We start from the raw sequence: 14,555 nt of genomic DNA, 5'->3' as shown, positions 1-14,555 counted from the left end.
CCTTATGCCCTTACCTTCGCTACGCCTCACTTATCCTGCATCTTCCCGTCTTCAATGAATGGTCCGGATACGTTACCCGCATTGGCCTCCCGGTATTGCCCCGGCGATATCCCGACGATTCTCTTGAACACTCTGATAAAAGAGGTGGGATTCGCGTAGCCAAGCGCATTTGAGATATCCTGCACCGTTTCATCGGTTTCCCGGAGAATCTTCTTGGCATGCTCAATCCGCAGCCCGATCAGGAAATCACTGAAGTTCTGCCCGATGCTTTCTTTGAACAGCTGGCTCAGATATTTCGGGCTGATCTGGAATTTCTCACTAAGCAGCGTAAGCGACAGATTCGGGTCCATATACTGCTCCGCGACGTAGTCCCGGATTTCCCGCATGAGCGTATTATGCCGCCGGTTCTGCGACAGCTCTGTGATCCGGCCCGACAGCCGGCCGATGGTTTCAAGGAAGTCGCCTTCCAGCTGTGCCAGCGTATCCGACTGCTCCACAGAGGTCAGCAGGCCCGGCTTCACTTCCTGAACCCAGGGCTCCGTAATTTCGGGGAGCAGCCGCTCCAGTTCATATTCCAGGTGGAATATGAAATAATGCAGCAGACGCTCCACGTCTTCTTTGCGCAGGTGATGAACAGCCATTTCGCCAAACAGCCGTTTCAGCTCATCCAGCCATTCAGGCTCAGCCATCCGGATCTGGCGGACCATCGAGCGGATCATCTCCAGGTAAGCGAACCATTCCCCGTCTTTGTTCTCCTTCACCTCCACCGAGTCGATCACCCGGTTGAGGCCAAGCGAGACTTTGCGGCTGACGGCAGCCGCCGCCTCGTCATACGAAACGGCAATAGCCGGTTCATTGTCCACCGCTGTGCCGATGCCAAGAGTCACCGTGAAGTTCAGGTGACCCTCCACCCAGGAGCGGATCTGCTCCGCAATCTGCAGCATATGATGCTCCAGCGGCCCGCCGTTCTCCTCGATCAGAAGAAGCACCAGCTGATTCTTCGTAATCCATTCAGCAACAACCCGCATACCGCTCTGCTGTGAGACTTCCACCGCAACGCTGCTGGTAATAAATTTGAACAGGGATTGATCGCCCGGGCTGTATTTCAAGGCAAAATCCACATAATGATCCATTTCCAGCAGCCCGACAATATATTGGCCCCCGGCAAGGCCGAAATGCTGCCGCTCCTGCTCCCAGGTCTCCCGGTCGTCTTCATATTCACCCTTGAGCAGCGTCTGCAGAAACTGCTGCCTGCGGATGACCAGATGCTCCTCCTGCTGCTCCTGAAAAGCCATATTATTCGTAATTAAGCGCTCAATGGCCTGATCTATGAAGGCGAACTCATTCTCCTTCTCTTTGGAATCCGGTGGGATAACTGCTTGTGAGAACCGCTCAATCCGGTGCAGAATGGTCTCAATGGGTCTATAATTCCGCCGGGTGACGTAGAATGTCGTGCCAATGGCAAAAGCAATGACTGCCAGCCCCAGCATGATCCAGACTGTGCTGCCGTGGAACAGGAAGCTCAGCAGCTGGCCGCCTTTGATCCCTACCCTGTACGTCCAGCCTGTATAATCGGATTCGATATCTACACTTAACCTGCTCTTTGATGTGAGCGAAGCATTCTCGCCGAAGAACGCCTGGCCCTTATTATCGTAGATCTGCGCTTCGGTGATCGTCGGGTCGATGGCCTGGCCGATATACGAGCTCAGGGAAGAGGTCCTCACATTGATAATCAGGTAGCCGAGGCTGCCGGAGTTACGCGGAATCTTGAAGCCAAGAGAGGTCACATTCACTTTAGAGGTCCCTTGTATTCCCTGGCTCTCTTTCAGGCGCGGCGAAGACCAGACCCCGGTATAGGCCTGGTCCAGCGCTGCCCGGATATAGCTCTGGTCGGCAAACTGCCCCAGCGGCTGTATGGTGCTCTGATCGAGCACCATACCATCTCTGGCCCGGTACAGATAGACCGAATCGATCAGCCCGAAGCGGATCATCATGGTGCTCAGCATATTGGAGGCATCGAAATCCAGGGCCCGGTCTGACGGGGCATCAAGGAACTGCTGCAGCGTCCCCCCGGTATCGATGGCCTCTTGCGCCTCGAAGGAAATCGCCTTGAGTGAAGTATCCGTCATATTCACCACATATTTGGCTGTCAGACGGTTGGCCTGCAAGGCATTACTGACATTGAACTGATTCATGATGGAGAAGAAAATGAAAGTCAAAATGCTGATCGTGACGAATAGAATGGGCAGGTATGATAGGAGCATCCGCATAATATAGCTGTTATTGACTTTCATTGTCTCCGCCATCCTTTGTACATAGAAATATCGGCAAACCCCATGGGAAAATCTGGGGCTTGCCGTTGCTTTTTGGATTAATGGTTTAATTATGAGTTGATTACTTCTTCATTTCGGCATAAGCAGCCTTACGTTCATCCTGGACCTGTTGGCCGCCGATCTTCAGATATTCCTTCACATAGGAATCATAAGTCTCACTGAATTTATCGGGATTCGATACAATACTTTTCACAATACCTTCTGTTGCCTTGGATTTCAAGGTATCGCCGTATTTGATCTCGGATTCAATCGGACGCTCAAAGCGCGGCAGTGTGTATCCATCCTTGAGGGCGTTAAGGATCGTCTGCTTCGACAGCTCTTTGTAATCCGGCGTCTGAAGCGCTGCAGCTTCGATATTCTTCTCTTCAGATCCGAAGTCTTTACCATTGGAGAGTATAGCGATGTCGGTGTTATTGTAGAATGTCTTCTTCGCCTCATCCGACGTAATCGCTACCGGGAATCCGTCCTCAAGCGTATAATGCTCGCCTTCATTACCGTTCTGGAGCGTAAAGAGCACATCGCTCTGGGACATCCAGTCCAGATACTTGATTGCTTCTGCGGCATGCTTGCTTGTCTTAGGAATCATGATATGCATACCGATCGGATCGTAAATGGACTTAGGTGTCTTGCCTTCTTCATCGGTGAACGGGTCCATGGCTACATATTCAGCGCCGGGAACATTCTGCTTCAAGGTGTCGAACACCTTGCCCGGTGCCATCAGGTTAGCGTGGGCCGCGAGTGCAGTGAATGCGCCGACATAGCCATTGGCCACATCACCCTCAAATTGCTTGCCGTCTTTGTCCAGTGCGAAGTCCGAATTGATCAGGCCCTCAGCATTCATGGTGTTCAGGAATTGAACACCTTCCTTGTAACCCGGCTTTGAAATTTCCGGAATGTAGCTGGTTGAGGTGTACATATAGGTTTCTTCTTCCGTTAAGTTATTCACGAAGGAGTTAACCAGAACCATAGGGCTTGTAATCGTCGTGCCGTCAATAGCGCTGAAATCGTAAGGAATCAGCTTACCCCCAACCTGGCCCGGATCTTTTTCTTTAAACGCTTTCATAGTTTCGTAGAATTCTTCAGTCGTCGCCGGCACCGGCAAGCCCAGCTTATCCAGCCAGTCCTTACGGATATAAGAGGACTGGGCATATTGCAGCGGGCGTTTGGCAGGGATCGTATACTGTTTGCCGTCGAATACACCATAGGCCAGAACTTCATCCCCCAGGAACTTCTTCAGGTTCGGACCATTCTCTTCGATCAGCGGGCCGACCTCTGTTAAACCGCCATCCTTAACATAGTTATATATGGTATTCATGTCATAAGTGAAGACAAGGTCCGGAGCGTCGCCGGTGGCCATAAGCACATTCAGCTTATCGACTTCCTGATTACGCGGAACCGGTACAAATTCCATCTTAATATTATTAGGATCGCCGAAATTCTTCTGGATCCACTGTGTCCAGTAGTTATCGGTAACCGGGCCTGCACCGGCAGGAGCGTTACCGCGGTCGAATACCTCTACTTTCAGTGTGACAGCATCCTTGCTCTGGGTAGCCGCCGCTTCTCCCCCGGAAGCGGGTGCTGCAGAGGATGAGGCCCCCTCATTTGAATTGCCGGAGCAGCCTGACAGCATACCTGCCAGCAGCAATGCCGCTGCAGGCGCCGCGAACCATTTCTTATGAATTGTTTTCATGTTTGTACTCCCCTTTATGGTGATATTGTGCTATATGTCTTTCAACTTCGCAAGTGCGAAGTGATCAACCGCTACTCCTTGACAGCTCCGACCATGGCGCCGGATACAAAGTACCGCTGCAGCCAAGGATATACAATCAGAATCGGGATGGTCGCGAACATGATGCTGGCAGCCTTGATACCTTCAGCAATAACTTCAGTCTGCATGGCTCCTTCTTGCGCTGTTAGATCCGTTACCATACTGTTCATAACCACCTGATACAGCTTCAGCTGTATGGGATACAAATTCGAATTCGTAATATAAAAGAGTGCATCCATGTAAGTGTTCCATCTGGAGACCGCATAGAACAAGCTAAGTGTGGCCAGTACGGGCAACGACAGCGGAAGGACGATCTTCGTCAAGGTAACGATATGGGAGCTGCCATCAAGATAGGCTGACTCTTCCAGACTTGGCGGAATTGAAGTGAAGAAGGTCCGCAGGATAATCAGATTGAAGGCGCTGATCATGCCTGGAACGATGAGCGACGTTAAGCTGTCCAGCATGCCGAGCTCCTTCACCAGCAGATACTCGGGAATCATACCGCCGCTGAAGAACATCGTGAAGATGATCAGCATCGAGAAGAAGGACCGGCCCTTCAGATTGTCCTTGGTCAGCGGATAGGCTGCGCAGATGCTCATGATCATGCTCAGAACTGTATAGATCACTGTCAGCACGATGGTAAGTCCCATCGACTTCAGCATGCGGATATCCGCGAACACCAGCTTGTAGGATTCAATGTTGAAGCCCCGCGGAAAGATGGTCACTTTGTCGGAGATAATCGCTTCCTTCGAGCTCAGGGATACCGCGATAATATTCAGGAACGGCAGGATACTTATAATCACTGTGATTCCGATAAAAATCATGATAAGCACGTCTGAGAGACGCGGGTTTTGTCTGATTTTGTTATTCATTGCTTTGCCTCCTACCATAGCCCGGGTTCCCCCATCTTCTTCGCAATCGCGTTAGACCCGATGACGAAGACGAGTCCTACCAATGCCTGGAACAAGCCCATCGCGGTGGCCAGCGAGAATTGCGCCGATTGAAGACCCACTTTATAGACAAAGGTACTTATAACTTCTGCATAATCCATGACCAGCGCATTCCCCATTACGAACGGCCGTTCAAAGCCAATGGTCATAATTTTGCCAAGGGCCAGAATCAGCATGACCACAATAGTTGAGCGGATTCCCGGCAGCGTGATATTCCACATCTTCCGCCATCTTCCGGCTCCGTCCACTTCTGCAGCCTCATACAGCTCCTTATTGATGCCTGTAAGTGCAGCCAGATAAATAATTGTGCCCCAGCCTGCGCTCTGCCAGACTCCTGTTCCCAAGTAGACGAGCAGCCAGTGATTCTTCTCTGTCAGGAACGGCACGGAATCGAAGCCTAGCGCTACGATCATATTGTTGACGAGACCGCCTTTATTGGAGAAGATTTGGTACACGAGACCGCCGATGATGATCCAGGAAATGAAATGCGGCAGATACAGAATGGTCTGCGATATCTTTTTGAACCAGACGATTCTGAGCTCATTCAGCATCAGTGCCAGAATAATCGGCGCCGGAAAGGAAACGATCAGATCCAGCAGATTCAGCAGCAGCGTATTCCGCACGACCGTATAGAACTGATTCATCGCGAATAGCTCCTTGAAGTTTTCGAAGCCGATCCATTCGCTTCCGCTTACCCCTTTGAAAATGCTATAGTCCTGAAAGGCAATCCCTGCACCGTACATCGGTACGTACTTGAAAATAATGAAATAGGCGATTGGAAGAAGTAGAAGCAAATATAATTGATAGTCCTTCCAGATCCCCTTCGCGATCCGCTTCGGTTTAATTGTCTTCGGCGGTAACACCTTCTTTTTTGACCCTGCAATACTCTGGTTCATGAACATCCCTTCCCTTACGGTTGCTTGACGTATATGTCTGCTCTCTCCCCTGGCTGATGCTGCCAGCCGGACTTGAATAACCACACTATACGCCGGCGCTGCAGACCCGCACAATAGACTCATTTCTGGAGCCTTATCCGAATTCCGAACCCTTATACAGCGCGGTATAGCGGGCTTTTCCTCGCCCTTGAAGGCCAAAAAAGAACGCTTCCCGGTAAGGGACAGCGTTCTTTGCTGAGTATGTTTTTGCTGAAATTATAGCCTTGATCCGCTTAACCCGGAATCCGGTTCATCACCCGGAATGAGGTCAATCTGCCAGTGCCCGTAAAATAATCACAATCGCTTCTGCCCGTGTAGCTGAATCATTTGGCGCAAAATGGTTGTTGCTGCGTCCGGTCAGCAAGCCTTGCCCGCGCAAGGCTTCAACCGCGCTTTTGCCCCAGGCAGGTATCACTGCATCATCGGCAAACTGCGTATGGTCCATCACAGAGGGTGCAATTCCAAGTGCTTTTACCAGCATCACGATCATTTCCGTCCGCGTGATCTCCTGGTTCGGCCGGAAACTTCCATCCGCATAGCCGGTAATAATACCGCGCTCCGCGCCTTCCGCAACCGCATCCTTCGCCCATACTCCAATCTTGTCATTGTCCTTGAAGACTGGCTTCGTCTGCTCTGTCTGCCCGGCCTGCCATTTGAACGCATTCGCCAGCATAGTTATAAATTCCGCCCGGCTTGTCGGCTTATTCGGCATAAAGGTATAATCCGGATTACCTTGGATGATGCCGAGCGCGGCGGCGCGTGCAATCGCGGTGGCTGCCCAATGCGTTACCGGCACATCTCTGAATTCTATTGGCTGTACTGCCGGTTGTTCAGGTCCGGCCGACTGCTCTGGCATCACCGGTTGCTGTGAATCCACCACCTGCCCTATAACTTGGGCTTGTGCTGGCTGCCCGGGTTGTACAGGCGGCTGCGGCGTTGCAGATGGCTCCGGCTGCACAGGCTGCTCCGGCTCTACAGGTGGCTGCGGTTCCATAGGCTGCTCCGGCTCCACAGGTGGCTGCGGTTCCACAGGCTGCTCCGGCTCCACAGGTGGCTGCGGTTCCACAGGCGAAACTTCATTCGTTGTCACTTCAACGCCCGGGCCATCCCCGCTCCAATTGCCGGCTGCGTCTGCAGCTTCCACCTTGAAGGTGTAGCTGGTATCCGGCTCAAGACCGTTTATCGTTACCCTCGTTTCATTGCCGGCAACTGCCTTATTATGCTCTGTCCCCCCGGCTATCCATGTCACTTTATACCCTGTAACCCCGACATTATCCACTGCTGCGTTCCATGTTAACGTTAGACTTGTCTCAGCTACAGCAGCAGCTGTCAGCTTGCTGTCCGCTTCCCAGACAGGAGCTGCTGTGTCCACTTCTTCAACCGGACCGTCATTCTCCACCCAAATGGCATACAACGTCAGGTTCCCGGCAGGCATACTAACTATCGCACCAGCAGCATAAGCTATGCCGCTTCCGTCACTGGCAGTATTCCATTCCTTGAACCGCTTGCCTTCCGGTGCTGTTACCCCGCTAATCTCTGCAGCAGCAAAAGCTTCACCTTCAGCTCGATCCGCTTCCGGCGGGATTGCTCCCGTACCGCCGTATACATCGTAGGTTACGGTATATCTGGGTATCACTATCTTATATTCAAATTCCGCAGCCTGGCCCGCGAGCGTGCCGTCATAAACGGCAACAGCCTTAATGACCGTATCCTTGCCGACATATAAGGGCTCACTATACAATTGACTTGAAAGACCCGGCTCGCTGCCATCAGTTGTATAGTAGATGCTGCTGTCCGGTTCTGTATTCAAGGTTACAGATACTGGCGCGGAATAGGTTCCGGGATCAGGCGAGGCAGCCACTTGCTGATTCTCCAGGTCCATGAATGTAAATTCCAAAGTACGCACTTCCTGCTTCCGGAACAGATCAATAGTAAAGGTTACAGTGACATTCCCGGGTGCTGCCACAGACAGTTTACCGCCCGCATCAATCTGTGCATTCCCTGAAGTAACCTGCCAGTCATAGGCATAAATATCTGAAATTCCGTCTCCGCCAGTGGCCACATACGTCAGCTTCGGGGCTGCATCTGCGGCAAGCTTCATGGCTCCGAGATATTCCCTGCCATCCACATAGACTTGCAGAGTTTCAGATGCATTCGGGCTGCCGATTGTAACTTTGACATCCGTGTATACTTCAGGCGTACTGAGAGAGGATACCCTGATGTTGCCCGAAGCACTTTGAATAGCATCGTATTGACCATACTCTACCTGGTAACCCGGATTCACCGTGATCACACCATTTGGATCAATGGTCACAGCATTTGCTAATTCACCTAATGGTGTAAAGACAATACTCTGGTCGGCCGATGCCGGAATCACACGCGCATTAATCTTCGCAGTAGCACTCAGCGCATCTGCGACCGGTACAAGCTTGATACCTTCACTCGGGTTGATATTAATGCCTTCCGCTGTATAATCAATCCGCTCAGCCTGAATGGAGGTATTGTATACCGCCAGATTATCGACGGTTGTCGCCCAGGAGGCATTAGAGTTGAAATAATGTGAGAAGGCGATTGCGCCGAAGCTGTCCGAATAATTAACCCTGGAGTCCATCGCTAATCCCGACACGGTAGACGTAATACTAGGGTTATTCTTATCTGTCACTGTAAAGCTGATCTGTCTGGACTTGAAATTGAGGACCAGCCTTACATTGTAATCTTTGTTTGCACCTTTGAAGCCGGTACCGACATCTGCAGTATCCGCATAGGTTCCGCCCGCTCCGCCGCCGCCGTGGATATAGTTAAAGCTTCCATTGACGTCATTGTTCTTGGTGGGCATAGCCGTTGAACCATTGAAAAGGTAGTAGGTCATTTCATAATCTTTCCCGGAAACAGCCGGATAAGTGGCGAGTGCAAGATAAGTATTCCCGTTTGCATCTTCAATGGAAATATGTCCGCCTCTGCTACGGCTATCCGGTGTAAAGGAACCCACATTCCAGTCGAAATCGACAACAACCTGTTCGCCGCTGACCGGAGTGAACGCTCTGCGGCTGAGCGTTGGCGGACTGCCCGCACCCTTTTGGCCCTTTACAGCAGCCTGGATTTGCTGATCCCCGGCTGCATCAACAACGGAATAGGTAAATGTGTTGCTATCCGTAAATCCGCCCTTGGAGCCTGCCTCGTAATTATCCCAGTCTTCACTGAGGTGAGGGACATAGACAGTAGCGTTGTCATTAAGACTGCCGTCTGCAGATTGCGCCGAAATCACAGCCACACCGGGTTTATGTGCGGTAATAACGCCGCTTGCATCAACGGAAGCGACTGCAGCATTGTCAGAGGACCATAATACATCTGTATTTGTAGTTTCCTCTGGCATAAATACGGCATCAAGCTTGGTTACAGGCTTCCGGTCCTCTTGCACTGCCGGATCTGGAGAGAAATAATCGGACTTAATCCATAGTTCCTTGTGTGATAATGCCATACTGGTTGCGGTTATCTCATGATCCACGACGATCACAACACATTCTGCGGTAACCGCGCTGCCATCAGCGGAAGTAATAATAACGGTACCCGTACCCGGCTGTAAGCCCGTCACTGTACCATTCTGATCTACAGAAAGGATGGCTTCATCCCCCGGCTTCACACTCCAGATGACATTTCTGTTCACTGCATTATCCGGCAGCGCCATGTAGGTAAGCGTTTTGCTCTGTCCGGCAAGAATCCCCAGTTTACTGCTGGATAGTAACAACTGGTCAACGCTTACATCCGTTACAGTTAACGTAATGGAGCTGGTGATTTCAGGATTAGCATCAGATTGAATGGTAATCGTTGCGGCGCCCGGCTTGATTGCGGTAACCAGGCCGTTCGAATCTACTTTCGCAACGCTCTCATCACTGCTGCTCCAATAGACTTTATAAAATGAAGCGTCACCGGGAGTTACGGAAGCCGTCAGTTTCAAGCTTTTGCCGGCGAGAACCGAACGATTGCCTTCCACGATGGATATGCCTGTAACATCCGTTTGTGTTACAGTCACTTTAAAGTTTACAGCTGCTGCTCCATCATCTGATGCCGCAGTTAGATTCACCATTCCTGCTTTTCGCGGATTCAGCTGTACAACCGGTTCGTAGCTGGAAGCAGAAAGTTTATCGGCAAGCGTACGCATGATCCTGTCATCGGTTTGCCAGGTGTCACCATACCACCCTGCTATTTCGGGATCCGATACCGTATACACAACTGCATTATCCGTGGGGTTGCCTGTCACGGCGCTTTTAAACTTAATTTTGTCATACGGTTTGGTGTCAATCGTACTTCCCGGGGAGACGGTTCCTGCATTAACAGTGGCCCCGCCTCTTATGACTTCGTAGGTTATATTGATACCGCTTGCAGAGTCCGGTTCATTAACGGTTACCGTCACTGCTGATGAAACATTCCCGATCTGTGCAGTAATCACTGCGGTTCCTGCAGATATGCCTGTAATGAACCCATGCTCAGATACGCCGGCCACTCCGGGCTGGTCTGAAGTATAACGAATCGTATAATCGTCAAGCAGCTTATCCATTGGCGCGATCACAGGCTGCAGGCGGCCTACTTCGCCAACCTTCAATGACAGGTTATCATTCTGGAAGGATAGACTGGCAGCTTCGCCAACATCATAATTAGTTCCATCGAACCGTAAAGGACTATATACGGTATCCGACGCTCTTTTGGTATCCCCCCTATGCAGGAATGCAAACATACTATCCATCATATCGCCGACTTTACCGTCTGCCGGGCTGCCCATTTCTTTGATACTTGGTGTTCCGTTATTGAACAGGATACGCTGGCTGCCTTCCACTGCTTCCCCGGCTTTATGTCCGGCACCATAGACAGGAATTGCCTCCGCGTTCCAATAGTAGAATCCTCTTGTTGTTCCGTACGGATTAGGCAGATCAAGAGGAGCCTGGATATAATCCAGCAAGAAATTGTATTGTCCATTCGGGGACATATTATAGTATTTTAGCAGAGCCATGCCGGACCCTGTGTCGCCAATCGGGGAGCTCCGCGTAAATGTAAATGCTGTTTCAACATTAAGATAGTCATAATATTGAGCCGCAGGATTCGCCATGGCGGCGTTCATCATAACAAATTGTCCCGTTGTTTCCCGCCCTCCGTACAGGGAGAAGGCCATTCCGTCGAATTCAGCTCCGCGTTTCTCATACGACTGGAAGAAGTTGGCGATCTGTACAGAATCGTAACCTGTATTTGAGTGTATGGTATTAATGGCACCAGGATATATTTCTTTGGACGCACGCGAAGAAGCTGTGATTATTGCCGCATGCTGATGATATTTCGAACCAGACGCTACCGGAAACAACAGTCCGCCATCCTGCTCATTTCCGTTCTTGACCGAAATAACATCAACTCCTTCGGCCTTCATTCCGGTTAGCGTATCATGCACGTAATTGTATACTGCGGTTTCCAGCATCTGAATATCGGGATTTGATAATTTGCCCTCATAATCCTGTTCAATCCACTCATACGGCATATGGGCTTTGGCAGAACTGATCCAGGTGTCACTGTAATGGAAGCTGGGAGTATAGGTCATATTCAATTCCGTGAGGCGTTTGCCCATTGCAATACTGTGTTCTTTATCAAAATATCCGTTTACTATCTGCCTGCCGGTAACCGCTTCCCCGTCATAACCAATGGTTTGCGTTTCTAAGGGAGTAAGCGTGTTCCAGTCATAAACCGGGTTTCCGGCCTTGACCCATAACGTTGTCAGGACAGAATTCACACCATGATTGGAGAGAATCCGCAAGGCATCCTGCTGCACACCATTGGCAAAGTATTTGCCTCCAGCATCCTCAATAGTCTGAAGAAATGACATATCGGCACCTTTGATATATTCATTAGATGCTTCGAATACGTCGAAATTGTCCACGTAAGCAAACTGGCTGCCGTTTGAAACCCACTCGTCTGCCGGGTGAGTGTTATCTATTTCTTCAGGATTGGGCCTTTGCCAGCCGTTTGGATAGTTGTTGTCAGCACCGTACTTATTTTCATTTACAGTTACAGAGTTAATATAGTTCTGGTCATGGATCGTGTTGGCGTAGAGTTCAACCTCTGTCTGGTTTATACCGGTATGAAAGGCAACCGTAACAAGCGCGTATCCCTCTGTACTGGCGGGAGCCTGACGTAGCACCACTCCATCCGTCCCTCTGACGCCAAGATTGACCCGGTTACCGAGCGATAGCCGCTCAACAAAAACGCCCAGCACAGACGTGCCGCTCAGGTTGTACTGATCGGTTGATTTGTACGTGTCCTGCTTATCCACTTTCATTCGAACCGTTGCAATATAATCTGTGTCCGGCTTGACCGTTAGCTTCTGACTGACCTCAGACTGGTCCGCCAGCTTTACGGTGTTCGTTCCAGTGTCGGCATGGGTTGAGTCAAGCGCAGCCGTGCCTTTGGAATCCCAATGGCTGAGCCCGTCTTCGAAATTCCAGTTCTGTACCGGATTGTTATCTTCTGAATCAAGCGTGATTGCAACCTCATCGATCTGCAGTCCGCTTGATGTTCCTGCATTGATGCTTATGCTCATTTGCCCGTTATAGACAAGCACATTTCTATGCGCCATTTCACGCCATGTGCTTGCGTCCAGAAACGTATCAATCTTCAGTACCGAATCTGGTCCGCCTGTATCTTTTACCGTTATATTGGCAGAGTTGCTGCTGGCCGCACCTTTTACCCACATACTTACAGTATAGCTGCCTTGAGGAATTCCAGTGATGGTCTTGGTTAAGACGGAACCGGATTTCATCAGAGCAGACTTGCCATTTTTCCCGCCGGAATTCTGGATAACGACATTGCCATTGACCATCCATCCCGCAACATCAGATTCAAACCCCAGGTTTCCGTCCACCGGACCCCCGTCCTGTGCATGCGCTTTCATAACTGGACTGGTAAATACAGTTGATAACACAATAAATACAGACAGTAAACACGAACCTATCTTTCTTACCATTTCTACATCCCCCCATATAAAGTAAGACTCTTATTGGCCTGAATAAACTTACTATAGGCTGGCACTGCAGACCCGCACAATAGACTCATTTCAGGGGCCTTATCCGATTTCCAAACGCTGACTATAGCGTGATACAGCGGTTTTTTCCTTCCTATAGTAAAAAAAGAACGCTTCCCAGTGCGGGACAGCGTTCTTGGCCAAGTACACTTTTGCTGAAATTACTGCCTTGTTCCGGTTTAGCCGGAATCCGGTTCATCCGGCGGAATGAGGTCATCCCCGTAACGTTCTGATCAAACCCAGGCTCTATCAAAAAACTGATAGATCTTATCGTTGATCTCCGGCAGATCTTCATGGCCAAAATCCGGATAGATCAGGATTTCCGGGTAGCGTATTCCCCATGACGCCGCCCGTATCTTAGGATAACCTCCCTAGTTGTTTATCTGCAGCTGATACTGCAAGGATTCATCTCAAATACATAATGAGCGTCTGCAGCTCATTCTCCCGGATGCCCTCAACAATCAGTTCGGCAATCCTCAGTCCGCCGCGCTCCTGGAAATGTGTGTTGTCCCGGACACCTCCCGGATAGTTCTTCCATTCTCCCCGCTCACCCCACAGGAAGATAGACTTCGTGCCTTCGGGGCCCTCCGCTTCGAATAACCGCTTGCTCTTCGCAGCCAAATCTATTAACGCTATGCCTTCCTCCTCAGCCAGTTGCTTCACCGCATCAAGATAGGCTCCATGCGTATCCTGCAGCTTCCCTGAAGCATCGAAGAACCGGCGGTGCACAGAGGTGATAAGCACGGGAGTCGCTTTATGGGAATAGGCAGCTTCAATATACTTGCGCAAATGCTCGATGTAGGTCGTCGGCGGGTCCGTATGACGCTCCTCATCATTCTTCTGGTCGTTATGTCCGAACTGAATGAACAGATAATCGCCCGCTTTAAGTTCTTCCTGGATAACATCAAGCCGGCCCTCGGAGATGAAGCTCTTGGTGCTGCGCCCGCCCTCTGCATGATTGGCTACGGCAACATCGTGCTTGAAGAACCGCTGCAGCTGCTGTCCCCAGCCGGAGAACGGGAATCCGTCCTCGCTTGCGTCCGTAACGGTGGAATCACCGGCCAGGAATAAGGTGACCTGTTCCTTGGAAGGGACAATCTCAAGTGAATTCACACGCGGAGCCAGCCCCCCGAAGCTAAGCTTCAGCTGCCCTCCCCGCACATTCACGGCAAACATTTCGCGGGCAACTTGTCCCGCCACCGTGTGAATATCGGGCAGGACTGAACGCTCGCCATTGCTTCTCAGCGTAGTATGGGTAGGCGCATATTTATCTCCTGCAGTTAGGGTTACTATATAATTCCCATCCTGCACATCAGCAAGGAAGGTGGCCCCGAACGGGATACAGAAGTCCCCGCTCAGCGCTTCCTCATTCCTTTGGAGTGCAGTAACCTGGCTGCAATCAGTGAAACCGTATCCACGCTCCCGAGCATATACATCCCCCGCTGTTACCTTCGTATATCCCTGACTCACTTCCGAGCCGTCAGGTCCAAAATCATAATAATAAGCCATCAG

General features: G+C 50.7%; 6 protein-coding genes. All 6 read right to left on the bottom strand.

All coding sequences use genetic code 11. The features are described from left to right. Positions 1-26 precede the first annotated feature (26 nt). The 6 genes from GC101_RS08870 to GC101_RS08845 all read right to left on the bottom strand — a co-directional run bounded on the left by GC101_RS08870 (position 27) and on the right by GC101_RS08845 (position 14,552). Positions 27-2,294: a helix-turn-helix domain-containing protein gene (locus tag GC101_RS08870; protein ID WP_171716928.1), complete on the bottom strand. Its 2,268-nt coding sequence runs from the start codon at positions 2,292-2,294 to the stop codon at positions 27-29. 100 nt (positions 2,295-2,394) lie between these two features. Continuing rightward, entirely contained in the window at positions 2,395-4,023 is a 1,629-nt protein-coding gene (locus GC101_RS08865) for an extracellular solute-binding protein (protein WP_171716927.1), read from the bottom strand. A 71-nt stretch (positions 4,024-4,094) separates the two neighbouring features. After that, positions 4,095-4,973 (bottom strand): carbohydrate ABC transporter permease, encoded by an 879-nt coding sequence (locus GC101_RS08860; protein ID WP_171716926.1) that lies wholly within the window; start codon positions 4,971-4,973, stop codon positions 4,095-4,097. 11 nt (positions 4,974-4,984) lie between these two features. Further along, entirely contained in the window at positions 4,985-5,947 is a 963-nt protein-coding gene (locus GC101_RS08855; RefSeq protein ID WP_171716925.1) for an ABC transporter permease, read from the bottom strand. A gap of 307 nt (positions 5,948-6,254) precedes the next feature. Continuing rightward, positions 6,255-12,986: a glycosyl hydrolase 53 family protein gene (locus tag GC101_RS08850; RefSeq protein ID WP_171716924.1), complete on the bottom strand. Its 6,732-nt coding sequence runs from the start codon at positions 12,984-12,986 to the stop codon at positions 6,255-6,257. A 462-nt stretch (positions 12,987-13,448) separates the two neighbouring features. After that, positions 13,449-14,552, bottom strand: a complete 1,104-nt coding sequence (locus tag GC101_RS08845) for a rhamnogalacturonan acetylesterase (RefSeq protein ID WP_171716923.1) — start codon at positions 14,550-14,552, stop codon at positions 13,449-13,451. Positions 14,553-14,555: the final 3 nt, after the last annotated feature.

Source organism: Paenibacillus phytohabitans, assembly GCF_013141775.1.
GTDB classification, from domain to species: Bacteria; Bacillota; Bacilli; order Paenibacillales; family Paenibacillaceae; genus Paenibacillus_AQ; species Paenibacillus_AQ phytohabitans.
This window is presented reverse-complemented; position numbering and strand designations above follow the sequence as displayed.